The organism is Acidovorax sp. HDW3 (assembly GCF_011303755.1).
GTDB lineage: Bacteria > Pseudomonadota > Gammaproteobacteria > Burkholderiales > Burkholderiaceae_C > Paenacidovorax.
Map to the genome: position 1 here is coordinate 3,075,526 of NZ_CP049885.1, position 22,354 is coordinate 3,097,879.

Here is a 22,354-nt window from a genome sequence, read left to right on the forward strand (position 1 = left end):
CACGCAGCTTTGACACAAGCGGCGCAAACTGCCTCCCATCGTTCACCACCTACCAAAGGAAAGCACCATGAACCTTCTGCCCCGCCACGCCATTGCCGGCGCTGCTGCCGCCTTGTTTACCACCCTGGCATTGCCGGCTTTTGCCCAGGCCCCCGTGAGCAACCCCAGCACGCCCGATCCCCAGGTGCGCTATGAGCAGCGTGAAGAATCGCGCCCCCAGCGCATGGAGCGTATGCAAAAGCGCATGGACGAATTCAAACAGGCGCTGCAGCTGAGCCCGGCGCAAGAAGACGCCTGGAACCAGTACCAGCAAGCCATGAAGCCGCCGGCCCAGCCGCCCGCCCGCCCGGACATGGAGGCGTTCAAGCAGCTCTCCACCCCCGAGCGCATCGAGCGCCTGCGAACCCTGCGCGAGCAACATGCGGCCGAGATGGATCGCCGGGGCGAAGCCACGAAGGCGTTCTACGCCCAGCTCAACCCGGCGCAGCAAAAAACTTTCGACGCCCAATCCCTGCGCTGGATGCAACGGATGCACGGCCACGGCCACGACCATGACCACGGCCCGCGCCATGGCCCCATGCGCGGCGCCAAGCCCCCGGTCAGCGCTCCGGCACAGAAATAAAGCCAAATTGTGGATAACTTTGGGGATTGTTTTTGCGCAACCCCGGGTTTATCCACACCACCCGCTGCTGGCCGCAAGTTATACCCAATGCGCGTTACGGCTGTCCCTATGGCTTGCCACACCTTTTTGCCGTGGATAACTTGTTGTCGTTCTAAGAAAATTTAGAGTTATCCACAAAATTTTGCATCCTCTATTACTATCACTATGTTTTGTTATTACATATGTACAAGATAGTAGGTCAGCGCTTTCACTACGGCCTTGCCCCCTGCAACGACCAGAACAACTCTGTGGATAAAAAAAGCACAAGGCCCCTGTTTTCCACCGCCGGGCAGGTGGCATCCCCACTGTCCCCAAAACCGTGACAGCACGACCACCGCTTCACACACAAGCTTGTGCATTAGTGCAACTGCTTGTCGTACAAAGAAAAAAACAGGTTATCCACAAAAATCGGCGGCTTCTACTACTACCACTATGTTTTTATAAAAACAAAGAAGGAAAAGTCAGACAGAAGAAAAAAACCGCCGGCGCTCTGCGCCAAAGCGGCACCCCGGAACAAAAAACACAGGCGTAAAAAAACCGCCCTGGGGCGGTTTTCATGATGTGAAAATTAAACGGTGCGCCGGCTGCGCACCGCCGCTGCAAGCTGCTGCAGCACGGGCACGGTCTGGGCAAAGCTGATGCAGGCGTCCGTCACCGACACGCCGTAGGCCAGCGCCTGGCCTGCCACGATGTCCTGGCGGCCTTCTTCCAGGTGGCTTTCAATCATCACGCCGGTAATGCGCGTCTCGCCAGCGGCAATTTGCGTGGCCACGTCTTGCGCCACGTCGATTTGCTTGGCGTGCTGCTTGCTGCTGTTGGCGTGCGAGAGGTCGATCATGACCTGCTCGCGCAGCCCGTTTTTGTGCAGCAATGCGCAAGCGGCTTGCACGTCGGCTGCGCTGTAGTTGGGCGTTTTGCCGCCGCGCAGGATGATGTGGCAGTCCTGGTTGCCCCGGGTTTCAAAAATGGCAGCCTGGCCCATCTTGGTCATGCCCATGAAGGCGTGCTCGGATTGCGCCGCCAGGATGGCATCGGCAGCGACTTTCACGCCGCCATCGGTGCCGTTCTTAAAGCCCACCGGGCACGAGAGGCCGCTGGCGAGCTGGCGGTGGCTCTGGCTCTCGGTGGTGCGCGCACCAATGGCGCCCCAGCTCACCAGGTCGCTGATGTACTGGGGCGAGAGCAGGTCGAGGAATTCGGTGCCGACCGGCAGGCCCAGTTCCAGCACGTCCAGCACCAGGGCGCGCGCCATCTCCAGGCCCTCGTTGATGGCAAAGCTGTCATCCATGTGCGGGTCGTTGATGTAGCCCTTCCAGCCCACCGTGGTGCGCGGTTTTTCAAAGTACACGCGCATCACGATCAGCAGGTCTTGCGCCAGGGCGTCGGCCTGCTCCTTGAGCAATTGTGCGTACTGCATGGCCTGCTCGTGGTCGTGGATGGAGCAGGGGCCGACGACGACGATCAGCCGGTCGTCCTGCCCGTGCAGCACGCGCGAGAGCGCCGCGCGGCTGTGCTCCACGAGCTGCTGCGCGGCGGCGGGCGTGGGCAGCCATTCTTCGAGGATGGCCGGGGTGATGAGCGGGCGTACGGCCTTGATGCGCACATCGTCGATGCGCGTACGGTCTTGCGTGGACAAGGCGGTGGCGTGGTGAGGTTGGGGTTTCGTCGTCATAACCCCCATTGTGGCGCGATGGTTGCGCTCAAGGGCGGCGAAACGCCACCACCTGCTGCGCCCAATAGGGGCCGTTCAGGCGGTCAAGCCGCACCTCGCCCCCGCTGGAGGGCGCGTGCACAAAGCGCCCCTGGCCGACGTAGATGCCGGCATGGCTGGGCCGGGCGCCGCCAAACACCACCAGATCGCCGGTGCGCAGCGCATCGGCATCAACGGCAGCGCCAAACTGGCTCAGCTGCGCCACCGTGCGCGGCGGCGCCACGCCGGCGCGGCTGTGGTACACGTAGCCAATCAGGCCGCTGCAGTCAAACCCACCCTCGGGCGTGTTGCCGCCGTAGCGGTAGGGCGTGCCGACCAGGCCCAGGGCGTGGATGGCGATGTCGCTCGACTGCTCGGACGAGAGCTGCGCCGCAGTGGGCGCAGCGCTGCTGCGCTGCGGCGGCGCGCTGGAGCAGCCAGCCAACAGCAAGGCGCTGCAAGCCAGGGCCAACAAACCCTGGCGGGGGTGAGATGTGAACAAATGCAAATAACGCATGGCCGGCGAGCTTAGCGCAGGGCCGCGCCAGGCATCAAGCCATGACTTGGGGGTGCGCCTGCGCCGCTGTCTGCGGTGGCTGGCGCCGCTGGCGCAGCCGGTTGGCAGCGCTCACCATGGCTTGCACCGAGGCGGTGACGATGTTGTAGTGCAGGCCGACGCCAAAGGTGGCGCCGGGCAGGCCGTCCATACCCGCTTCGACGATGGCCAGCGCCTGCGCGCCCGAGCCGCTGCCGGTGGCGCGCTCCTCGTAGCCGTGGATGCGCAGCGGCAGGCCGAGCGCATCGACGGCGGCATCGATCGGGCCGTTGCCCTGGCCCTGCAGCGTCAGGCGCTGGCCGTCGATGGCGACGTCGATCTCGATGTGCTGGCCGTCGCCCGCCAGGCGGTGGTCGCCGTACGTCACCATGCCCGGCACGCCCTGGGGCTGCTGCAGGTAGGTGGCCTGGAACAGGGCCCAGAGGGTCGCGCCGCTCATCTCGGCCTCGCTCGCGTCGGCGGCGCGCTGCACCACGGCGCTGAACTCGACCTGCATCCGCCGGGGCATGACGATGCCGCGCTCGCGTTCGAGCAGGTAGGCAATGCCGCCTTTGCCCGACTGGCTGTTGACGCGCACGATGCCGTCGTAGCTGCGCCCCAGGTCTGCCGGGTCGATGGGCAGGTAGGGCACCTGCCAGGGGCCGGCGCTGTCGTGCGCGGCAAAACCCTTCTTGATCGCGTCCTGGTGCGAGCCCGAGAACGAGGTGAACACCAGGTCGCCGGCGTAGGGATGGCGCGGGTGAATGGGCAGGCCGGTGCATTCCTCGGCCGCGCGCGCGACGGCGCCGATGTCGGAAAAATCCAGCCCCGGGTGCACGCCCTGGGTGTAGAGGTTGAGCGCCACCGTCACCAGGTCGAGGTTGCCGCTGCGCTCGCCGTTGCCGAACAGGCAGCCTTCCACGCGCTCGGCGCCGGCGAGCAAGGCCAGCTCGGCGGCGGCCACGCCCGTGCCCCGGTCGTTGTGCGGGTGCACAGAGAGCACGATGTGCTCGCGCGGCACAAGGTGCTGGTGCATCCACTCCACCTGGTCGGCAAAGCGGTTGGGCGTGGCGTTTTCCACCGTGGTGGGCAGGTTGATGATGACCGGGCGCTGCGGGCCCACGCCCCAGGCGGCGAGCGCGGTCTGGCAGGCTTTGAGCGAGACGTCGAGCTCGGTGGCGCTGAAGGTTTCGGGCGAGTATTGCAGCGTCCACTGCGTCTCGGGCTGGGCGTCGGTCAGGTGCTTGAGGTGGCTGACGTGCGCGTGCACGAAGGCCAGCATCTGCGTCACGTTCATGCCGAACACCACGCGCCGCCACACCGGGGCGGTGGCGTTGTACAGGTGCACGATGGCGCGCGGCGCGCCGCGCAGCGCCTGCACCGTGCGCGCGATCAAATCGGGGCGCGACTGCGTCATGACCATGAGGGTCACGTCCTCGGGGATGAGGTCTTCGTCGATCAGGCGGCGTACGAAGTCGTAGTCGGTTTGCGAGGCGGCGGGAAAGCCGACTTCGATCTGCTTGAAGCCGATGCGCACCAGCTCCTGAAAGAGCTTCATCTTGCGCGCGCCGTTCATGGGCTCGAACAGCGCCTGGTTGCCGTCGCGCAGGTCGGTCGAGAGCCACTGCGGCGCGCGGCTGAGGGTGTTGGCGGGCCAGCGGCGCTCGGTGAGGGCGATGGGGGCGGCGGCGGGGTACTTGCGGGAAGGCTGGGCAATCATGATCGGCTCCACGAATCAAAACGGCAATGCTTGGAAAACAAGATGCGGCATCCCCTGCAGCCCTTCACGCGGGAGGTGAAGGCTGGTGTGTGGGCCGGGATCGGGGGGATGCGGTGGTTGCGCGCAAAAGCCGCTGCGGGCTTTCAGGCAACCAGGGTGGCGAACGCAGGCAGACCCCGGCCAGGTACTAGACCTAGCGCTAGGGTGGCGGTGAGCAGGCTGCGTTGCATAGGGCGGCCATCGTAGCACAGGCGTTTGCACCTGTGCGCTGGCGCGTTCAGCGGGCGCGCTCGGCGTAGCGCGTAAAGCGCAGCGCCTGGCCCTCAGCGGTGATGCGGCGCCAGACGGCGCGCTTTTCGCTCGGGTCGAGTTCGAGCCACTGCTGCACTTCGGCAAAGCTGCGCCCGCAGCCCTTGCACTGCGCATCGCCCTGGCTGGTCGAGCAAATGGCGATGCAGGGGGTGTCGCTCTGGCACTCGTACCAGGCCAGCCAGGCGGCCAGGGCTGGGGCGCTGAATTCTGTGGCCAGGGCCTCGCTGCGGCGGTGGTAGGCCAGGTGGGCGTAGAGCGTGGCCAGCGCCGCCACTTCGGACGCCAGGGTGGCGCCTGCTTGCATCGGGCGCAGGGCGCGCCAGTGGTTGATGGCGGCTTCGATGTCGGTGATGTGGATAGGGCGGCGCATGGGGCGGCGCCATCATAAAACTGTGTTCCAATACCGGCTCTTCAAAGGGGAGTAGCCCCCCGTTGTCAGGTCGTCAACACGAAATTTTGCGATTTCCGGCCTGTCAGGCCGCCAACGGGCGGCTGGGCAAGACCTTTGAGCCCTGGGCCTGCGTGCGCCCGGCTCAAAGCGTTGCTGGCCCCTTGCGGCTTGCTGTGCTCGCCGCCGTCCACGATGGCCTTTTCACTTGCGGCACACATCATCTTATGGACTTCGATTTTCTTACCCATACCCCGTTCTGGATTGCCCTTGGGCAAATCATCATCATCGACATCTTGCTCGGCGGCGATAACGCGGTTGTCATTGCCCTGGCCTGCCGCAAGCTGCCGCCAGAGATGCGCAGCAAAGGCATTTTTTGGGGCACGGCAGGGGCCATCGTGCTGCGTGTGGTACTGATTGTGTTTGCCATGACGCTGCTGGCACTGCCCCTCATCAAGGCGGTGGGCGCAGCCTTGTTGGTGTGGATTGGCGTCAAGCTGATTGCCCCCGAGGAAGATGGCCATGGTGACATTCGCAGCAGCGACAAGCTGCTGGCTGCCATCCAGACCATCATCGTGGCCGATTTGGTGATGAGTGTGGACAATGTGATTGCCATTGCCGGTGCTGCGCAGAGCTCGGGTGAACACCAGATTTTGCTGGTGGTGCTGGGCTTGCTGATCTCGATTCCGATCATCGTCTGGGGCAGCCAGCTGGTCATCAAGCTGATGGAACGTTTCCCGGTGGTGATTGTGCTCGGCGGTATGTTGCTGGGCTGGATTGCTGGTGGCATGTTGGTCAGCGATCCGGTGTTTGCCCATCCCGAGCAGTGGCTGTGGATGCCCAAGCTGCCGCAGAGCGATATGCTCAAGTACGGTGCCAGCCTTGCTGGTGCGCTGCTGGTGCTGGGCTTGGGCAAGTGGCTGCTGGCGCGGCGCAAAGGTACGGCCACAGAGCAGGTGCACTGAACCCTGGGTGCTATCCTGGCGCGTATGAAACTGTTGTTCAAATGGCTGCTCAGCGCAGCCGCTTTGCTTCTGGTGGCCCAGCTCTACAGCGGGGTTGAGTTGCGCGGTTTTGGCTCGGCGCTGCTGGCGGCGCTGGTCATTGGCCTGTTCAACGCGGTGCTGCGACCGCTGCTGGTGGTATTGACCCTGCCGGTGACGGTGGTCACCGTGGGCTTGTTTCTGTTCGTCATCAATGCCTTGATGTTCTGGGCCGCTTCCGGGGTGCTCAGCGGCTTTCATGTGACCGGCTTTGGCGCGGCGTTGCTGGGCTCGCTGTTGTACTCGGGCCTGGGGTTGGTGATCGAATCAGCGCTCGAGCGCCTGTTCCCGCGCTAGTGACTGTACGGCGCGCAGCCGGGTGTCGATGATTGAGGCCTCGATGTAATCGGCCGCCGCGCTGCTTTGGCGCGCCAGGTCTTGCCCGGCTTTGAAGCGATCGATGGCGGCGGCGTAGTCGTAATGCGCTACCTGCGCCTCGGCCTCGGCGCGGATGGCGCGCAGGCGCTGGCCCTGTTGCTGCCAGGCTTGCGCCAGCAGCTGCCACAGCGTGGCGTCCTGCGGGTGCTCGACCAGCCAGGTCTCCAGCGCCCCCGTTACCTCGGCCCCCTGCTCCAGGCGCAGCGCCGCCTGGCTGCGCAGCAGCAGCTCGGGGCGGGCACGGCTCGGGCTGGCGAGCAAGGCGGCCACCTGCTCGGGCTTGCCCGCCTGCAGTGCAATTTCAGCGGCCAGCAGGCGCACCTGGCGCGCGGCGCCGGCGTGGCCGGCGCTGGCGGCGCGCAACTGCTCCAGGTTGCGCTCGGCGCCGGCCCATTCGCCCGCCTGGGCATGGACCAGGGCGGCGGCGTACCAGGCGGCGATTTTTTCGGTGGGCGCCCGGCTGGCAAAGCCGGTGCTTTGCGGCTCGGCCATCCATTGGCGCAGCAAATCGACACCGGGGCGCGCGAGCACGCGCGCGCGCGCGGCGAGCATGGCGTGTTCGAGCGTGGGCAGCGGGCTCGGCGCTTGCGCCAGCGCGGTCGGCAGGCGGGCGTGCATGTCGGCCATGCGCTCGGTGGTCAGCGGGTGGCTGCGCAGGTAGGGCCAGCTGCCGTTGTCGTTCAGGCGGTTGGCCTGCTGCAGCTTGTCGAACATGCTGACGAAGCCCTGCGGCGCAAAGCCGGCGGGCTGCATCAGGCTGTAGCCGACGCGGTCGGCCTCGCGCTCCATGTCGCGGGAGAAATTGAGCTGGTTTTGCACCGCCAGCGCCTGGCCGCCGACCATCAGTGCCTGGCCGGCGTTGGGACTTTTGCTGGCCGCGAGCGCGCCCAGCACCATGGCGCCGATCATCAGCGGCGTGCTGCGTTGCTGCTGCGCTATCAGGCGTGCGATGTGGCGCTGCGTGACGTGGCTGAGCTCGTGTGCCAGCACCGAGGCGAGCTCGTCGCGGCTCGTGACGACGCCGATCAGCCCCAGGTGCACGCCCATGTAGCCGCCGGGCAGGGCAAAGGCGTTGACGCTGCGGTCGCGCCCGAGCAGGATGTGCCAGGCAAAGCGCTCTTGCAGCTCCGGCGTGAGCTCGCCGCGCGCGCGCGCCGCCTGCACCAGCTGGTCAAAAATGCCCTGCACGTATTCCTGCAGCGGGGCGTCGTCGATGTAGTCCGGGTCGCGGTAGAGCTCGCGGATGATGCTGTCGCCAATGCGCCGCTCGGCGCTGGTGGTGAGTGCCAGGCCGTCGCCCAGCGTCGGCAGCGCCGACTGGGCATACATCGGCAGCGCCTGCAGCCCCCCGATTGCTATCAAAAAAGAAGCTGCTAACGCTTGTCCACAGCGCCTGAGAGGCAAATTTTGTTTGATTTTTTGCACGGCCATCCTTGGGCGCCCAGGGCGCGGGCGCAGGGCCGTATGATGCCCGGCTTGCCCTTTGTGTTCCCTCTTTTGCCATGACCACCAGCTCCCCCCTCACCCACTTCGATGCCCAGGGCCAGGCCCATATGGTGGACGTGGGCGCCAAAAGTGCCACGCGCCGCCAGGCGATCGCCACCGGCCGCATTCGCATGGCGGCGGCCACGCTGGCGCTGATCGAGAGCGGCAGCGCCAAAAAAGGCGATGTGCTGGGCGTGGCGCGCATCGCCGCCATCATGGCGGCGAAGAAAACCAGCGACCTGATTCCGCTGTGCCACCCGCTGGCGCTGACCCGCGTGGCAGTGGAATTTGCCCTGCTGCCGGCAGACAACGCCGTGCAATGCACCGCCACGGTAGAAACTGTGGGCCCGACGGGGGTGGAGATGGAGGCGCTGACCGCCGTCCAGGTGGGCCTGCTGACGATCTACGACATGTGCAAGGCGGCCGACAAGCGCATGGTGATGGAGGGCGTGCAGGTGCTGGAGAAGCACGGCGGCAAATCGGGCAGCTTTGTGGCCTCTGAGGTCTAGAAGGCGCTTGTACTGAGCGCTACAAGCTATCTTTTTAATAGTGGCCTGCCCGGAGGGACTCGAACCCCCGACCTATTGCTTAGAAGGCAATTGCTCTATCCGGTTGAGCTACGGGCAGCCGTGAAGGCTGGCGATCATACCGCCGCTGCAGCAGCATTGAGGGCAGCCAGGCGCTCGGGCGTGCCCACGTCCGTCCAGCGCCCGCCGTACACCTCGGCGGTGACGCGGCCCGCGTCCATGGCGCGGCGCAGCAGCGGGCCCAGCGGGGCGGCTTCGCCATCGGGGTTTCCGGGCGCTATGGCGCACCAGGGCTGCGCGAACAGCTCTCTTTTCAGGAGCGCGATGGTGCTGTAGGTGTAGCGCGGCTGGGGGGCGTCTGCGGGCAGGTTGAGCGCCAGCCCGTTGGGCGAGAGGCCGAAATCGCCCAGCGGATGGTGCGCCGGGTTGGGCACCAGCCACAGGTGCGCCAGCGCGCTGCTGGCGGCAAAGCGCTCGGCGGCGGCGGCGTCAAAGCGAAAGTCGGGCGCGTACACATCGCCCGCTGCCAGCCAGAACAGCGGCCCGAGGTGTGCCAGGGCGCGCGCGATGCCGCCGGCGGTCTCCAGCGCATGGCCAAAATCCTGGCCTTCGTGCGAATATAAAATTGATAGCTGCTCGCGCTTGCCTGGTGCGGATTTCAGGCCAAAAACATTCCCAAAACAGGCGCTGATTTGCGCCCCCAGCCAGGCGGTGTTGATGACCACCTGCCCCACCCCGGCTTGCGCCAGCGCTTGTAGGTGCCAGGCCAGCAGCGGGCGGCCCTGCACGGCCAGCAGGGGCTTGGGGCAATGGTCGGTGAGCGGGCGCATCCGCTCGCCCCGGCCGGCGGCGAGCAGCAGGGCGGGGGGCTGAGAAAAAACGGTGGGCGCGGGCATGGTGCGCCACTGTAGTGCATCGCCATGCCACCAATGCCGTTAAACGTGCTGGCCAGGGGTGCACCAGTAAAATAGCGGGCTTTGCCTCTGCCCCCTTTGGAGCCGCCCCCCATGGCCAATACTCAACAAATGGCGAATGCGATCCGCGCACTCGCAATGGATGCCGTTCAACAAGCCAATTCCGGCCACCCCGGCGCCCCCATGGGCATGGCCGACATGGCGGTGGCGCTGTGGGGCGAGCACCTGGCGCACAACCCGGTCAACCCGCACTGGGCCAACCGCGACCGTTTCGTGCTCAGCAACGGCCACGGCTCGATGCTGATCTACGCCCTCTTGCACCTGACGGGCTACGCCCTGCCGATCGAGGAGTTGAAGAACTTCCGTCAGCTGCACAGCAAGACCGCCGGCCACCCCGAAGTGGGCATCACCCCCGGCGTGGAGACCACCACCGGCCCGCTGGGCCAGGGCATCACCAATGCCGTGGGCATGGCGCTGGCCGAAAAGCTGCTGGCCGCCGAGTTCAACCGCGACGGCCATGCCGTGGTCGATCACCACACCTACGCCTTCCTGGGCGACGGTTGCCTGATGGAAGGCATCAGCCACGAGGCCATCGCCCTGGCCGGTGCCTGGCGCCTGGGCAAGCTCATCGCCCTGTACGACGACAACGGCATCAGCATCGACGGCCAGGTGCAGCCCTGGTTCATCGACAACACGGCGCAGCGCTTCACCGCCTGCGGCTGGAACGTGATTGGCCCCATCGACGGCCACGACGCGGCGGCCGTCTCCACCGCCATCGCCCAGGCCAAGGCCGGGCAGGACAACCGCCCGACCCTCGTCATCTGCAAGACGCACATCGGCAAGGGCAGCCCCAACCGCGCCAACACCGCCAAGGCGCACGGCGAGCCCCTGGGGGCCGAGGAAATCGCCCTGACCCGCGCGGCGCTGGGCTGGAAGAGCGCGCCGTTTGAAATCCCCAAGGCCGTGTACGCCGACTGGGACGCGAAAAAGGCCGGTGCCAAGCGCGAAGCCGATTGGGACAAAGCCTTTGCCGCCTACGCCAAGGCCCATCCCGAGCTGGCCGCCGAATTCACCCGCCGCATGGCTGGCGACCTGCCGAAAAACTTTGCCCAGGTTGCCGTCGATACCGTGGTGCAGGCGCACAGCAAGGCCGAGACCGTGGCCAGCCGCAAGGCCAGCCAGCTCGCGCTCGAAGCCTTCACCGCCGCCCTGCCCGAGTTGCTGGGCGGCAGCGCCGACCTCACGGGCTCGAACCTGACCAACACCAAGAGCACGCCCAACCTGCGCTTTGACGCCAACGGCGCAGTCGCCAAGAACGAGGCCGGCCAGGGCGGGCGCCACATCAACTACGGCGTGCGCGAGTTCGGCATGGCCGCCATCATGAACGGCGTGGCGCTGCACGGCGGCTTCATCCCCTACGGCGGCACCTTCCTCACGTTCAGCGACTACAGCCGCAACGCCATCCGCATGGCGGCGCTGATGAAGCAGCGCGTGATCCACGTCTTCACGCACGACAGCATCGGCCTGGGCGAAGACGGCCCGACGCACCAGTCGATCGAGCACATCCCCAGCCTGCGCCTGATTCCGGGCCTGGACGTGTGGCGCCCGGGCGATACCGCCGAAACCGCCGTCGCCTGGAGCGTGGCGCTGTCCAACCGCGCCATGCCGACGGCGCTGTGCCTGTCGCGCCAGAACCTGCCCTACGCGCCCAAGCGCGATTTGGGCGACATCTCGCGCGGCGCCTACGTGCTGTCCGAGCCGGCCGACGTGGGCCTGAAGAAGAAAGAGGCGCAGGCCGTCATCATTGCCACCGGCTCCGAAGTGCAGCTCGCCCTGGCAGCGCAAAAACTGCTGGCCGAGAAAAAAATCGCCGTGCGCGTGGTCTCCATGCCCAGCACCACCACCTTCGACCGCGAAAGCGTCAAGTACAAAAAGTCCGTCCTGCCCGAGGGCCTGCCGCGCATCGCCGTGGAAATGGCCTGCACCGACGGCTGGTGGAAGTACGGTTGCGCCGCTGTGGTGGGCATCGACAGCTTTGGCGAGTCGGCCCCGGCGCCGGTGCTGTTCCAGCACTTTGGCTTCACGCCCGAGAACGTGGCGGCCACGGTGCAGGCGGCAATCAAGCGCAGCAAGAAAAAGTGATTGTGTTTTTGTAACTTAGCAAGGAAGCAACTGAGATGGCTATCAAAATTGGTATCAACGGCTTCGGCCGCATTGGCCGCATGGTGTTTCGCGCCTGCGTGCAAAACTTCTCGGACATCGAAGTGGTCGGCATCAACGACCTGCTCGAACCCGACTACCTGGCCTACATGCTCAAGTACGACAGCGTGCACGGCCGCTTCAAGGGCGAGGTGGCGGTGGAGGGCAACACCCTGGTCGTCAACGGCAAGAAGATCCGCCTGACGCAAGAGCGCGACCCTGCCAACCTGAAGTGGAACGAAGTCGGCGCCGACATCGTGATCGAAGCCACCGGCCTGTTCCTGGACAAGGCCAGCGCCGAGAAGCACCTGGCCGCCGGCGCCAAGAAGGTGCTGATGTCAGCCCCCTCCAAGGACGACACGCCCATGTTCGTGTTCGGCGTGAACCACGAGAAGTACGCCGGCCAGGCCATCGTCTCCAACGCCTCGTGCACCACCAACTGCCTGGCCCCCGTGGCCAAGGTGCTCAACGACAACTGGGGCATCAAGCGCGGCCTGATGACCACCGTGCACGCCGCCACCGCCACGCAAAAAACCGTCGATGGCCCGAGCAACAAAGACTGGCGCGGTGGCCGTGGCATTCTGGAAAACATCATCCCCAGCTCCACCGGCGCGGCCAAGGCCGTGGGCGTGGTGATCCCCGAGCTGAACAAGAAGCTCACCGGCATGTCGTTCCGCGTGCCCACCTCCGACGTGTCGGTGGTGGACCTGACCGTCGAGCTGGAAAAGGAAGCCGACTACAAGGAAATCTGCGCCGCCATGAAGGCCGCCTCGCAAGGCGCCATGAAGGGCGTGCTGGGCTACACCGAAGACAAGGTGGTGGCTACCGACTTCCGGGGCGAATCGTGCACTTCGGTGTTCGACGCCGAGGCAGGTATTGCCCTGGACAAGACCTTTATCAAGGTTGTGAGCTGGTACGACAACGAGTGGGGCTACTCCAACAAGTGCCTGGAAATGGTGCGCGTGATCGCCAAGTAAGGCGCTGCCCTTGCCCCATGAAAAAAGCGCCCGAGGGCGCTTTTTTCATGGGACCGCGCAGGGCGGGCGGTTTATTGGTCGGCCGTGCGGATGGTGTCGCGGCTGTTTTTGTCCTTGAGCCGGCCCAGGTCGTTGTCGATCGCGCGGATGAGCTTGTCGATGGCGCCGGTGAAGGCATCGGCCACCTTGTCGGCATCGGCAGTGACGGTGACGGGCTGGCGGCCCGCAGGGCGGGCTTCGAGGCGGCAGCGCTTGTCGTTGGCGCCCGACTTGCCCGCGTCTTCGTCGGTCAGAAAGACCTCGATGCGGGTGACGTACTCGCGAAAGCGGGCCATGCGCTCCTGGGTTTCTGTTTGCACCCATTGCGCCAGAGATTCACCGCCTTGAATTTTGTCGTCGGTATGGACTTGCACTTGCATGGACATTTCCTCCTGTCAGGACCCCTGCGAATTGCCGGGGGACGCTGCCATCTTACCCCCGTGGCAGCGGGCTTTTGGCAAGTCGGTCTATCTCTGTTTTTTGAGGCGAAAAAATAGCTGCAGCGCTTTCCAGTCAAGCGTCTGCAGCTATTTAATTGATAGCAATCAGTGGTGGTGGCCGTGGCCGCCGTGCACGTGGCGGTGGGCAATTTCCTCGGCGCTGGCGGGGCGCAGCTCGGTCACCTTGGCGCTAAAGCGCAGCGCCTGCCCAGCCAGCGGGTGGTTGCCGTCCAGGTGCACTTCGGGGCCTTTGATTTTGACCACGCGATACGCCTGGGGCTCGCCGTCCGGGCCGGGGCCGCGCAACATGCCGCCGACCTTGACGCCGGGCGGAAAGTCGACCTTGGCAATGGTCTGCACCAGGCGCGGGTCGTGCGCGCCAAAGGCGTCTTCCACCGCCAGCTCCAGCTGCAGCGCGTGGCCCAGGCCCTGGCCTTCGAGTGCGGCTTCCACCTTCGGGAAAATGCCGTCGTAGCCGCCGTGCAGATAGGCCAGGTGACCGCCATCGAGGCGCTTGCCCTGCAGATCGGTGATTTGGTAGCTCAGGGTGACGGCCATGTCTTTGCTGATGTTCATGCCTTGCTTTCTGGGGAAAAAACGGCCTGCATTGTCCCAGAAGGCGATGGCGCCGGCGGCGGTGGCAGCTCGTCGGCGTCGGCCCCCGGGTGGCGTGCAAAACGGCGTGCCAGGGGGCCGTGCACGGGCGCGGCGTCGGCCCAGGGCCAGCCGCCAAAGCCGCTGGCACGGTAGTCGGCAATGGCCTGCTGGACTTCGTGCGGCGCGTTCATGACGAAGGGGCCGTACTGCGCCACGGGCTCGCCAATGGGCCGGCCTTGCAGCAGCAGGCATTCGAGCGGTTCGGTGCCGCTGTTGTGCAGCGGCCAGTCGGTGTGGGCGTCAAGCTCGACGGCGGCGTGCGCCGTGAGCTGCTCGGGGCCGATGTGCAGCGCGTTGCCGGCAAAAAAGTACAACATGCGCCGGGTGTGCGCGCCGGCGGCGCGCGGCAGCGTCCAGCGGGCGCCGGGGGCGAGTTGCAGCGTCCAGATGGCCAGGTCGGCGTCGGCCTGGCTGGCCCAGGATTGGGGTGGCGGCGCCAGCGGTGCATCCGCCCCGGGCAGAGCGCCGGCAACGGCACGCACCAGGGTGCGGGCGCCGGCTGCATCGACTTGTTCCAGGCGTGGAATGCGCTCGTTCCAGAGCATGGTGAAGTGCGGCGCGGCCATTTTGTTGCGCGCTGGCAGGTTGAGCCAGACCTGGAACAGCTCGATGCGGTTGGGCGCGTCGGTGCGCAGCATGGGGAACATCTCGGCGTGCTGCAGGCCGGCGCCGGTGGTGATCCATTGCACGTCACCGCCGCCAAAGCGGGCGGCCGCGCCGAGCGAGTCGCTGTGGTCGATCAGCCCCTGGCGCACCAGGGTCACGGTTTCAAAACCCCGGTGCGGGTGCACCGGAAAGCCCGGCACATGCTGGCCGTGGTACATCGAAAAACCGTCCTGGCGGCTGAAGTCGCTGCCCAGGGCGCGCCCGCCCAGGGCCGAGCGCGCCAGGCCCAGGCGGCCATCGCCGGCGGGGTAATGGTCGTCGTGGTGGGCGCAGAACAAAAACGGATCGAGCGTGGGCCAGTGCATACCGAGTGGCTGGCGCGAGAGGATGGGGATGGCAGTCATGGCCTGAATATGGGCCCGGGCGCAGCGCTTGCCAAGCCCTGGCCGGCGCAACGCACTGACCCAGCCATGGAACGCTGCTGCGCTGCTGGGAGCGCTGCTTAAAACACCACTTCCAGCCCCTGGGCCGTGACGCGCAAGGCGCTGGGCGCGTGTGGCAGGCGCTGCAGCTTGTCTTGCTCGGCGGCGCTGAGCTGGTACAGCGCCACTTCGCCCCAGGACTGCAGCGCCGCCTGCGCCAGCAGCTGCTGCAGCAGCGCCGCTGCGCCGGCGGGCAGGCCGTCGAGCTGCACCTGTTCGAGCTGCAGATCGGTGGCGTACAGGCTGTGCTCGGCACTGGCGTAGCGCAGGCCAAAGCTGAGTGTGAATTGGCCGGCGCGCGGCTGGCGCAGCAAGGGGCCCGAGAGCTCCAGCGGGCACAGCGCGGCCAGGCGGTTGGCCTCTGGCCGCAGCTGCAGCTGCGGCGCTTGCAGCCACAGCTGCCAGCCGCCAGCGAGCGCCTGGCGGCGTGGAAAACGCGGCGCCAGCGCAGCTTGCATCTGCGCCAGCGACACGGTGTAGCTGCGCCCCCCAGGGCTGCAGGCGGCGAGCCAGGGCAGGGTCAGCAGGGCGGAGAGTGCAGAGAGTGTGGTGAGGGTGTGGCGGCGTTGCATAGTGGGCGAGTGCGGGCACAAGGCGGGGTTGGGGGAGCGCCTAGGGTGACCCCCTTTTTTGTGCATGACCGCGTTTTTGCAATTTGGTCAATGGATGCAACAAGAGTGTCTATTTTGCTTTTGTGCTTGTTGCACCTTTCATGAGGAATTTATACCGTGCACAACCTCAGCAGCGTGGCGCAGGCCAATGCGCGGCGCACCATCGAGGTTTTCTTTGCCGATGATGCCGCCCTGCGCGCGCAAAAGCGCAACGAAATGCTGGCCGAGGCCGCCAAGGAGATCAAGGCGCTGATTACGGTGTCCGTCGATAAAGCCAGCACCGGTTGCTCCCAGGCTTGAGAAAGCCGGCCAGACGATGCAGGAGATCGCCGCCCAGTCCCTGGTGCGCGCCGTGGGCGTGTTCGAGCTGCCCACGCTGCTGCCGGCATTGCGTTAATTGCTATCAAAATAGTAGCTGCTAGCGCTTGCTGGACGGGCGTTAGCAGCCGATTTATGCCGCGCCAATCACCCCGCCGCCCAGGCAGACCTCGCCGTCGTAGAGCACGGCGCTCTGCCCCGGCGTCACGGCCCACTGCGGCCCGGTAAAGGCCAGCGCAAAGCCGCCCTCCTCGGGCGTGAAATGGCAGGCCGCGTCCTGCTGGCGGTAGCGGGTTTTGGCGGCGTAGGCGCCGGCGGCGGGCGCCTGGCCGGCGACCCAGCTTACGTCCTGCGCCTGCAGCTGGGGCGAGAGCAGCCAGGGGTGGTCGTGCCCCTGCACCACGACGAGGGTGTTTTTCTCCACCTCTTTGCGCGCCACGAACCAGGGCGCGTGCTCGCCGGCGCCGCGCGCGGCGCCCTTTTCCTTCACGCCGCCAATGCCCAGGCCCTGGCGCTGGCCCAGGGTGTAGAACGACAGGCCGACGTGCTGGCCGAGCTTGCGCCCCCGGTCATCGCGGATCGGGCCGGGTTCCTTGGAGATGTAGCGGTTCAAAAACTCGCGAAACGGCCGCTCGCCGATGAAGCAGATGCCGGTCGAGTCTTTTTTCTTCGCGTTCGGCAGGCCGATCTCGGCGGCGATGCGACGCACCTCGCTCTTGTGCAGCTCGCCCACGGGGAACAGCGTTTTGGACAGCTGCGCCTGGTTCAGGCGGTGCAGAAAATAGCTCTGGTCCTTGGTGGGGTCTAGCCCCTTGAGCAGCTCGAACAGGCCGCTGGCCGGGTTCTGGCGCACGCGTGCGTAGTGGCCGGTGGCGATTTTTTCCGCGCCCAGGCGCATGGCGTGGTCCAGGAAGGATTTGAACTTGATCTCGGCGTTGCACAGGATGTCGGGGTTGGGCGTGCGCCCGGCCTGGTACTCGCGCAAAAACTCGGCAAAGACGCGGTCCTTGTACTCGGCGGCGAAGTTGACGTGCTCGATCTCTATGCCGAGCACGTCGGCCACGCTGGCGGCATCCAGAAAATCCTGGCGGCTGGAGCAAAACTCGCTGTCGTCGTCATCCTCCCAGTTTTTCATGAAGATGGCGACCACCTCGTGGCCTTGCTGCTGGAGAAGATGGGCTGTGACGGCGGAGTCCACCCCACCCGACAGGCCGACGACGACGCGCTGTTTTTTCATAGGGCAGGGATTATCCCCGCCGCCCTATGCCTTTGCCGCGCGCGGGGCCGGGGCCTGCAGCACGCTGGCGTCGGTGTGGATCAGCGCCAGCGGCGCGCGCTGGCCGGCCAGGTAGTCTTCGATGCACTGCAGCAGCAGCGGGCTGCGGTGGCGCTCGCGGCAGGCGCGCAGCTCGTCGAGCGTGAGCCAGAAGGCGCGCACGATGCCGTCGTCGAGCGTGCGCCAGCCGTGGTGCGTGCCGACGCGGCCGCAAAAGGCAAAGCGCAGGTAGGTGATGTCGTCGCCGGTGCGCGTGCGCGTGAAGCGGTTGAGGTACATGCCCACCAGGCCCTGGGGCTCGAAGTCGTAGGCCGTTTCTTCGAGCACCTCGCGCACGCAGGCCTGCAGCGGCGATTCGCCCGGGTCGAGGTGCCCGGCGGGGTTGTTCAGGCGCAGGCCGTCGGCGGTTTCTTCTTCCACGATGAGAAAGCGCCCATCGTGCTCGACGATGGCGGCGACGGTGACGTTGGGTTTCCAGCGGTTGGGCATGGCGCGCATTATCGTGGCGCCGGCTGGCACGGCGATGACAGCCGGCGTCACTCTTGTTTTGATAGCTGGTTGCGTTTGCTAGCTAACGGTTTGGTGGTAATTTGTGCCTGAAAATGGCTCCAGGCAAGCGTCAGCAGCTATTGTTTTTAAGCGGACACGGTCACTTACACGGCCGCTTTACTCCGTGGTGACGGCGGTGATAAGTGCTGCCAGCACTTGCACACGGGCCTGAGCGGCATCCAAGGTGGCGCGCGGAAAATATTTTTCGTAGTAGCGGCTGTCGGTAGGGTCGCCCGGGGCGCATTTTTGCAAGGCACTTTTGCATTTCTCGGTGGCATCGGACGCCGGCTTGCCCAGAATGGCCAACAAGGTGGCTTCCACTGCCGGGGTGGACACAATGGTTGCAATGCGCTGCCCCCGCAGCCACTTGGCTTCTTCTGCCGTCAGGGCAATATCGGCGTCCAGCACGGCAATGCGCTGCTCAAAGTCGGCCATCCGAATGGCGGATTTGAGCTTGCTGATCACGCCTTGTGGCCCATGGCCATGGGCATTTTTGAGGCTGATCGACAGCCTCATGCCACGGTGGTAGTACAGCCGCTTGAGGTGCTGGACAAAGGCCTCTTCGGTCTCTCCTTCGACCACGATCAACACCGTGCGGTTGGTTTTGCGCAACTGACGTGATGCCATGTGCGCGCCTCACAGCATGGGAATGGCGCCGTAGGCGCCGGCCATGTATTTGGCATAAAAATTGTCGTCGGCACGCACGCCCTCCATGTCCGACAGGCGCCAGGCTTCGCTGCGGCAATGCGCGTTTTTTTCGACCAGCATGATCTGCCCCTTTTGGAGCAGGTTCAGGATTTCTACCGAGTGGCAGGTAAAAATCAGCTGGGCGTTATGGGGGTTGGTTTTGGGGCTGAGGAACAAATTCAGAATCGGCTCCAGCATCAAGGGGTGCAGGTCAGCCTCCAATTCATCGAACACCACTGTGCCACCTTGGGCCAGGATGGGCAGCAAACCAGCGAGCAGCACGAACGCCGCCTGCGTGCCGCTGGACTCGGCAAACATGGGCAGCTCCATTTCATTGGTGCCATCGCGGTGGATGCCAAAAGGCACCAAAACCTCCTCCTCCTGGCCATCTTTCATGGTGCGCAGGGTTTTCAGACGAATGTCCTGCAGACCGAAATCCCATTGGTTGAGCAAATGCACCATGCGGCTGTGGTGGGCCTGGCTACCCGCAAAAAATCGGGCTGCGCCCAGCACATCGGGGGCACCTTGAAATGCCTGCCGGCCCGTGGCGCCCACATTGCTGTAACGCTGGCCCAGGGTTTGCACGATGGTGTGCGCAGTCTCAATGCCAAATTGCGCCGCCATGGAGATCAGCGATGCCAGCGGCTTGACCTTTTCCGCCTGCTTCTGGGGCAGGCCGAAGTGGGGCTGCTTGATGCTTTCCGTGCCCGTTTGCGCATCCCATTCCCGCTGAAACAAGGTGCTGAACAAGCGGCTGGTCTTCAGGCGCAAAGACTCCGACAGAACGCGCTCCTGGTTCAGCGCCAGGGCGTAGCGGTAGAGCTTGCCTTGGGCTTCAAATTCCAGTTCAAAGCGGCTGACCGCATCGGCAGCCAAGGCGTGCGGCTGCACGGCGAGCCGGTGCTCGGGCTCCATGAAAAAAGACTTGCTGACAAACCAGCAGACGAAATCCAGCGCCTTGATGACATTGGTCTTGCCCGCACCATTGGCTCCCACCACTGCCAGCACATGGCTCAGGTGGCGGTCGGTGGCCGCCGATGCAAAGCTGCCATCAGTGCCGATGGCGCGAGCGCCCAACACAAAGGACACCTCCGCTTCCTCAGCAAAGGAGAAGAAATTAGAAAAATGAAGAGAGTGAAGCAAAGTTGTTACTCAAGTGTCTTTAACAAAATTTTGTTCATTATGCTTGAGTGCTATGTATTTTTCTGTGTTATTCCCGCACCATATACACCGCCTGCGGCCCGTAGCCGGCCAGGTGCAGGCGCTGCGTGGGGCAGGCCAGCGCCCGTGGCTGGTAGCCGTGGCGTGCCCAGTAGCGCTGCGCGCCCTGCACTGCCACCAGGGCGCCGTAGCGCAGGCCCTGGGCCGGCAGTGCCGCCAGCAGGGCCGGGCCCAGGCCCTGGCCGGCGCATTCGGGCAACACCGCCATGTCGTGCAGGTAGGCGGTGTCGGGCGTGGCCACGGTGTCGAAGTCGCCGTGCAGCGGCGTCACCTTGCCCTGCAGGCTGCGGTAGGCCGCGAGGTAGGCGAGTACGCGCCCGCCGGCGTCGGTGATGACTTGCGACAGGTTGGCCGGGCTTTGCAGGCGCCGGGCAAAGACGGCGTGGCCCTCCACGTACTGCGCGCCGTAGCAGGCGTGCTGCACCGCCAGCAGGCCCGGCAGATCCGCCAGCGCCAGGGCGCGCGCGGCCCACGCGCTCATGGCTGGGGCGGGGTGGGCAGGTAGTCGTCGAGCGACTGGCCTTTTTCTGCCAGCAGGGCTTGGAGCAGCGGCGCCAGGCGCCCCAGGCTCTCGTGCACCGCCTCGCGCACGGTATCGACCAGCACCTGGGTGCTGCGTTCGATTTCCACGTTCAGCTGCGCGCCCACCTGCTGCTCCTCGAACACCGTGGCGCGGCGTGTTTCGGGGATGAGCCAGACCTCGAACCAGCCCGCGTCGCGGTTGACCTCGGCCACCGTCAGGCTGGCGCCGTGGATGGCGATATAGCCCTTGGCAAACACATAGCGGCGGTGCGTCTCGGGCAGGGCCACGCGCCACACCAGGTTGTTCTCCAGTTCGCGCCGCTCGATCAAGGTGCCGGTGCAGTCCACATGGCCCGACAGCGGGTGGCCGCCGATCTCGGCGCCATCCTTGGCCGCGCGCTCGACGTTCACGTGCTGGCCCTCGCGGTACTGGCCCAGGGTGGTGATGTTCAGGCTCTGCAGCATGACGTCAAACCGCGCCTGGGTGGGCGAGACAAGCTCGGTCACCGTCAGGCACACGCCGTCGGTGGCCACGCTGGCGCCAATCGCCAGATCCTGGCAAAAGCCCTCGGGAAATTCGAGTGTGAAGGTGCGCAAACCTGCGCGGTCGTGGATGGCGGCAATGCGCGCCGTGGCTTGGACGATGCCGGTGAACATGGGCGGGTGCGGGTGGGAGTGCAAAGCGCCCGATTTTGCCACCCGCACCCCTTGCCGCCTCCGGCTCAGCGCGCGCGCAGCAGCTGCGGCACGTGCAGCAGCACCAGCTCGTTGTCGTCGGCGCGCTGCGGGTCGCGGCTGCTGCTGAAGGGCAGGTTGTTGTCGTTGCCGACGACGATGTGCTCGCCATCGACCACGTCCACGTTCTCGATGGTGAAGAACGGCAAGGCCAGCACGCCGTCCGTGAGCGGCTTGCGCGCCAGGTGCTGCGGGTCCTGGATCTTCATCAGGTCGATGTAGGCGATCTTGCGCACCGCGCCGCCGGCGTTGGCGTCCGACAGCTGCACCTTGTAGATGCGTTTGAACTGGGCCAGGTCGTGAAAGCAGTCCGCGCGTTTTTCGCCCGCCGGACAGGCGCGGTCGGCCGTGCCCTCGCCGTTGTCGCGCTCGATGATGAGGCCGGTGTCGGCGTCGATCATGTTGAAGTCGCCAATGGCGTGGTGCGCCGCCTCCAGCGGGTACTTCCAGTGCCGGCCGGTCCATTTTTTGGCCGGCACGTCGAATTCGAGCACGCGCAGGTAGGGCTTGCCGTCGAGGTTTTCGTATGCCTGGGCCTGCTCGTCCCACAGCGCGCCTTCGAGCAGCGCGTACAGCTTGCTGCCGTCCTGGCTTGCGGCCATGCCTTCAAAACCCTTGGAGCGCTTGGCCTGGAAGGAGGCCATCTTGGCGTCGGGCGCGCCGGGCGTGGTCAGGGCCGGGTGGTCGGGCGAGCGCACGGGCTTGCCGTCCACCAGGGTGTCGAACACGGCCAGCACCTTGCCGTTCAGGTCGGCCTGGATGAGGAAGGGGCCGAACTCGTCACCGACCCACAGCGAGCCGCCGGCGAACTGAAAGCTCTCGGGGTCGAAGTCGGCGCCCGTCAGGTAGCGCTGCGCGGTGCCTTCGTGGACGATGTGAAACGGTACTTTCTTGTCCGGGTCGTGCAGGAACACGGTCTGCAGGCGCTCGAATTTCCCGCTCTTGAAGTCCACTTGGTAGTGGTTCAGGTAGAGCATGAAATCGGGCGAGTTGGCCTTGGTGCCGGCGCCGTTGTCGGTCAGCACCCAGTAGCTGCCATCGGCCATGTGCTTGATGCCCGAATGGCCCTGCAGCGGCTGGCCGGCCAGCGGCAGGCCGATGCCGGTGGGGCGCCCGCCGGAGAGGCCGGGCACGCTGCCCAGGCGCTCGGCGCGTGCGCCGGTGGTGAACTTGCCGGCGTGGCGCAGATCGGCTGGGGCATCGGCGGGTGCGGCGATGAGGCTGAGCGCTGGCAGCACGGCGTGGCCGGCGAGGGTGGCGCGGTACTCGGTTTGGGCCGCAGCGGGCAGCGCCCAGACGGTGGCGGTGATGGCGAGAAGGGCGAGCACGCGTGGGCCGGCGTGCGAGAGGGAGAGCGGGTGCATGGAAGGTCAGGCAGATGC

At 65.7% G+C, this 22,354-nt stretch carries 24 protein-coding genes and 1 tRNA gene; 7 read left to right on the plus strand and 18 right to left on the minus strand.

From position 1 onward, the window contains the following. Positions 1 to 67 precede the first annotated feature (67 nt). Positions 68 to 622, plus strand: a complete 555-nt coding sequence (locus G7045_RS14240; RefSeq protein WP_166160233.1) for a Spy/CpxP family protein refolding chaperone — start codon at positions 68 to 70, stop codon at positions 620 to 622. A gap of 607 nt (positions 623 to 1,229) precedes the next feature. Here G7045_RS14240 and G7045_RS14245 read toward each other — a convergent pair. The 4 genes from G7045_RS14245 to G7045_RS14260 form a co-directional block, all read right to left on the minus strand. Continuing rightward, positions 1,230 to 2,333: a 3-deoxy-7-phosphoheptulonate synthase gene (locus G7045_RS14245; protein ID WP_166160234.1), complete on the minus strand. Its 1,104-nt coding sequence runs from the start codon at positions 2,331 to 2,333 to the stop codon at positions 1,230 to 1,232. 28 nt (positions 2,334 to 2,361) lie between these two features. Beyond that, positions 2,362 to 2,868: a C40 family peptidase gene (locus tag G7045_RS14250; protein ID WP_166160235.1), complete on the minus strand. Its 507-nt coding sequence runs from the start codon at positions 2,866 to 2,868 to the stop codon at positions 2,362 to 2,364. Positions 2,869 to 2,902: 34 nt separating this feature from the next. Beyond that, positions 2,903 to 4,606 carry a 2-isopropylmalate synthase gene (locus tag G7045_RS14255; protein ID WP_166160236.1) on the minus strand — a complete coding sequence of 568 codons (1,704 nt, stop codon included), beginning with the start codon at positions 4,604 to 4,606 and terminating at the stop codon, positions 2,903 to 2,905. Between the two features lie 277 nt (positions 4,607 to 4,883). Next, positions 4,884 to 5,288: a DUF3717 domain-containing protein gene (locus G7045_RS14260; RefSeq protein ID WP_166160237.1), complete on the minus strand. Its 405-nt coding sequence runs from the start codon at positions 5,286 to 5,288 to the stop codon at positions 4,884 to 4,886. Positions 5,289 to 5,533: 245 nt separating this feature from the next. Here G7045_RS14260 and G7045_RS14265 point away from each other — a divergent pair, with 245 nt between their 5' ends. Next, positions 5,534 to 6,271 (plus strand): TerC family protein, encoded by a 738-nt coding sequence (locus tag G7045_RS14265; RefSeq protein ID WP_166160238.1) that lies wholly within the window; start codon positions 5,534 to 5,536, stop codon positions 6,269 to 6,271. A 24-nt stretch (positions 6,272 to 6,295) separates the two neighbouring features. Further along, the gene (locus G7045_RS14270; protein WP_166160239.1) at positions 6,296 to 6,646 is read left to right on the plus strand and encodes a phage holin family protein; all 351 of its coding nucleotides are present in this window, start codon (positions 6,296 to 6,298) and stop codon (positions 6,644 to 6,646) included. Here the strand turns inward: G7045_RS14270 and G7045_RS14275 are convergent. Beyond that, positions 6,617 to 8,158 (minus strand): M48 family metalloprotease, encoded by a 1,542-nt coding sequence (locus G7045_RS14275; RefSeq protein ID WP_166160240.1) that lies wholly within the window; start codon positions 8,156 to 8,158, stop codon positions 6,617 to 6,619. The genes G7045_RS14270 and G7045_RS14275 overlap by 30 nt on opposite strands. Positions 8,159 to 8,229: 71 nt before the next feature. Here G7045_RS14275 and moaC point away from each other — a divergent pair, with 71 nt between their 5' ends. Next, positions 8,230 to 8,721, plus strand: coding sequence for a cyclic pyranopterin monophosphate synthase MoaC (gene moaC, locus G7045_RS14280; RefSeq protein WP_166160241.1), 492 nt, complete (start codon positions 8,230 to 8,232; stop codon positions 8,719 to 8,721). A gap of 41 nt (positions 8,722 to 8,762) precedes the next feature. On the opposite strand, the gene G7045_RS14285 is transcribed toward moaC, so the two are convergent. Then, a tRNA-Arg gene (locus G7045_RS14285) sits at positions 8,763 to 8,839 on the minus strand. A gap of 16 nt (positions 8,840 to 8,855) precedes the next feature. Then, positions 8,856 to 9,635 (minus strand): nucleotidyltransferase family protein, encoded by a 780-nt coding sequence (locus tag G7045_RS14290; protein ID WP_166160242.1) that lies wholly within the window; start codon positions 9,633 to 9,635, stop codon positions 8,856 to 8,858. Positions 9,636 to 9,746: 111 nt separating this feature from the next. Here G7045_RS14290 and tkt point away from each other — a divergent pair, with 111 nt between their 5' ends. Together tkt and gap are read left to right on the plus strand one after the other, a co-directional pair. Continuing rightward, positions 9,747 to 11,795, plus strand: coding sequence for a transketolase (tkt, locus tag G7045_RS14295; RefSeq protein WP_166160243.1), 2,049 nt, complete (start codon positions 9,747 to 9,749; stop codon positions 11,793 to 11,795). Between the two features lie 35 nt (positions 11,796 to 11,830). After that, positions 11,831 to 12,829, plus strand: a complete 999-nt coding sequence (gene gap, locus G7045_RS14300) for a type I glyceraldehyde-3-phosphate dehydrogenase (RefSeq protein WP_166160244.1) — start codon at positions 11,831 to 11,833, stop codon at positions 12,827 to 12,829. Between the two features lie 71 nt (positions 12,830 to 12,900). On the opposite strand, the gene G7045_RS14305 is transcribed toward gap, so the two are convergent. The 4 genes from G7045_RS14305 to G7045_RS14320 form a co-directional block, all read right to left on the minus strand. Next, positions 12,901 to 13,248 (minus strand): HPF/RaiA family ribosome-associated protein, encoded by a 348-nt coding sequence (locus G7045_RS14305; RefSeq protein ID WP_166160245.1) that lies wholly within the window; start codon positions 13,246 to 13,248, stop codon positions 12,901 to 12,903. Between the two features lie 165 nt (positions 13,249 to 13,413). Then, positions 13,414 to 13,884: a peptidylprolyl isomerase gene (locus G7045_RS14310; RefSeq protein ID WP_166160246.1), complete on the minus strand. Its 471-nt coding sequence runs from the start codon at positions 13,882 to 13,884 to the stop codon at positions 13,414 to 13,416. Then, a complete protein-coding gene (locus tag G7045_RS14315) occupies positions 13,881 to 14,975 on the minus strand; it encodes a pirin family protein (protein WP_166160247.1) in 1,095 nt (364 codons plus the stop codon). The genes G7045_RS14310 and G7045_RS14315 overlap by 4 nt, the downstream gene beginning before the upstream one ends. A gap of 98 nt (positions 14,976 to 15,073) precedes the next feature. Beyond that, positions 15,074 to 15,625, minus strand: coding sequence for a DUF1439 domain-containing protein (locus G7045_RS14320; RefSeq protein ID WP_166160248.1), 552 nt, complete (start codon positions 15,623 to 15,625; stop codon positions 15,074 to 15,076). Between the two features lie 156 nt (positions 15,626 to 15,781). Here G7045_RS14320 and G7045_RS14325 point away from each other — a divergent pair, with 156 nt between their 5' ends. Continuing rightward, on the plus strand, positions 15,782 to 15,964 hold the full coding sequence (locus tag G7045_RS14325; protein ID WP_166160249.1) for a hypothetical protein: 183 nt from the start codon (positions 15,782 to 15,784) through the stop codon (positions 15,962 to 15,964). Positions 15,965 to 16,115: 151 nt separating this feature from the next. Here the strand turns inward: G7045_RS14325 and mnmA are convergent, their stop codons facing one another. The 7 genes from mnmA to G7045_RS14360 all read right to left on the minus strand — a co-directional run bounded on the left by mnmA (position 16,116) and on the right by G7045_RS14360 (position 22,336). Beyond that, positions 16,116 to 17,219 (minus strand): tRNA 2-thiouridine(34) synthase MnmA, encoded by a 1,104-nt coding sequence (gene mnmA, locus G7045_RS14330; protein WP_166160250.1) that lies wholly within the window; start codon positions 17,217 to 17,219, stop codon positions 16,116 to 16,118. 24 nt (positions 17,220 to 17,243) lie between these two features. After that, on the minus strand, positions 17,244 to 17,747 hold the full coding sequence (locus tag G7045_RS14335) for an NUDIX hydrolase (protein ID WP_166160251.1): 504 nt from the start codon (positions 17,745 to 17,747) through the stop codon (positions 17,244 to 17,246). A gap of 177 nt (positions 17,748 to 17,924) precedes the next feature. Continuing rightward, positions 17,925 to 18,434 (minus strand): RloB domain-containing protein, encoded by a 510-nt coding sequence (locus G7045_RS14340; RefSeq protein ID WP_166160252.1) that lies wholly within the window; start codon positions 18,432 to 18,434, stop codon positions 17,925 to 17,927. 9 nt (positions 18,435 to 18,443) lie between these two features. Beyond that, complete coding sequence (locus G7045_RS14345; protein ID WP_166160253.1) at positions 18,444 to 19,583, minus strand: ATP/GTP-binding protein; 1,140 nt, start codon at positions 19,581 to 19,583, stop codon at positions 18,444 to 18,446. Positions 19,584 to 19,704: 121 nt separating this feature from the next. Next, entirely contained in the window at positions 19,705 to 20,196 is a 492-nt protein-coding gene (locus tag G7045_RS14350; RefSeq protein WP_166160254.1) for a GNAT family N-acetyltransferase, read from the minus strand. Continuing rightward, positions 20,193 to 20,894 carry a riboflavin synthase subunit alpha gene (locus G7045_RS14355; RefSeq protein ID WP_166160255.1) on the minus strand — a complete coding sequence of 234 codons (702 nt, stop codon included), beginning with the start codon at positions 20,892 to 20,894 and terminating at the stop codon, positions 20,193 to 20,195. Before G7045_RS14355 ends, G7045_RS14350 begins: the two co-directional genes overlap by 4 nt. Positions 20,895 to 20,959: 65 nt before the next feature. Continuing rightward, positions 20,960 to 22,336, minus strand: a complete 1,377-nt coding sequence (locus G7045_RS14360) for an esterase-like activity of phytase family protein (RefSeq protein ID WP_166160256.1) — start codon at positions 22,334 to 22,336, stop codon at positions 20,960 to 20,962. Positions 22,337 to 22,354: the final 18 nt, after the last annotated feature.

Excerpts from the sequence above, each read along its gene's own strand:
- mnmA (WP_166160250.1), bottom strand. The coding sequence starts at position 17,219 with ATGAAAAAACAGCGCGTCGTCGTCGGCCTGTCGGGTGGGGTGGACTCC.
- G7045_RS14315 (WP_166160247.1), bottom strand. The coding sequence starts at position 14,975 with ATGACTGCCATCCCCATCCTCTCGCGCCAGCCACTCGGTATGCACTGG.
- moaC (WP_166160241.1), top strand. The coding sequence starts at position 8,230 with ATGACCACCAGCTCCCCCCTCACCCACTTCGATGCCCAGGGCCAGGCC.
- G7045_RS14255 (WP_166160236.1), bottom strand. The coding sequence starts at position 4,606 with ATGATTGCCCAGCCTTCCCGCAAGTACCCCGCCGCCGCCCCCATCGCC.
- G7045_RS14245 (WP_166160234.1), bottom strand. The coding sequence starts at position 2,333 with ATGACGACGAAACCCCAACCTCACCACGCCACCGCCTTGTCCACGCAA.
- G7045_RS14360 (WP_166160256.1), bottom strand. The coding sequence starts at position 22,336 with ATGCACCCGCTCTCCCTCTCGCACGCCGGCCCACGCGTGCTCGCCCTT.
- G7045_RS14270 (WP_166160239.1), top strand. The coding sequence starts at position 6,296 with ATGAAACTGTTGTTCAAATGGCTGCTCAGCGCAGCCGCTTTGCTTCTG.
- G7045_RS14240 (WP_166160233.1), top strand. The coding sequence starts at position 68 with ATGAACCTTCTGCCCCGCCACGCCATTGCCGGCGCTGCTGCCGCCTTG.
- tkt (WP_166160243.1), top strand. The coding sequence starts at position 9,747 with ATGGCCAATACTCAACAAATGGCGAATGCGATCCGCGCACTCGCAATG.
- G7045_RS14355 (WP_166160255.1), bottom strand. The coding sequence starts at position 20,894 with ATGTTCACCGGCATCGTCCAAGCCACGGCGCGCATTGCCGCCATCCAC.
- G7045_RS14310 (WP_166160246.1), bottom strand. The coding sequence starts at position 13,884 with ATGAACATCAGCAAAGACATGGCCGTCACCCTGAGCTACCAAATCACC.
- G7045_RS14305 (WP_166160245.1), bottom strand. The coding sequence starts at position 13,248 with ATGCAAGTGCAAGTCCATACCGACGACAAAATTCAAGGCGGTGAATCT.
- G7045_RS14350 (WP_166160254.1), bottom strand. The coding sequence starts at position 20,196 with ATGAGCGCGTGGGCCGCGCGCGCCCTGGCGCTGGCGGATCTGCCGGGC.
- G7045_RS14320 (WP_166160248.1), bottom strand. The coding sequence starts at position 15,625 with ATGCAACGCCGCCACACCCTCACCACACTCTCTGCACTCTCCGCCCTG.
- G7045_RS14260 (WP_166160237.1), bottom strand. The coding sequence starts at position 5,288 with ATGCGCCGCCCTATCCACATCACCGACATCGAAGCCGCCATCAACCAC.
- G7045_RS14335 (WP_166160251.1), bottom strand. The coding sequence starts at position 17,747 with ATGCCCAACCGCTGGAAACCCAACGTCACCGTCGCCGCCATCGTCGAG.
- G7045_RS14340 (WP_166160252.1), bottom strand. The coding sequence starts at position 18,434 with ATGGCATCACGTCAGTTGCGCAAAACCAACCGCACGGTGTTGATCGTG.
- G7045_RS14290 (WP_166160242.1), bottom strand. The coding sequence starts at position 9,635 with ATGCCCGCGCCCACCGTTTTTTCTCAGCCCCCCGCCCTGCTGCTCGCC.
- G7045_RS14250 (WP_166160235.1), bottom strand. The coding sequence starts at position 2,868 with ATGCGTTATTTGCATTTGTTCACATCTCACCCCCGCCAGGGTTTGTTG.
- gap (WP_166160244.1), top strand. The coding sequence starts at position 11,831 with ATGGCTATCAAAATTGGTATCAACGGCTTCGGCCGCATTGGCCGCATG.
- G7045_RS14265 (WP_166160238.1), top strand. The coding sequence starts at position 5,534 with ATGGACTTCGATTTTCTTACCCATACCCCGTTCTGGATTGCCCTTGGG.
- G7045_RS14275 (WP_166160240.1), bottom strand. The coding sequence starts at position 8,158 with ATGGCCGTGCAAAAAATCAAACAAAATTTGCCTCTCAGGCGCTGTGGA.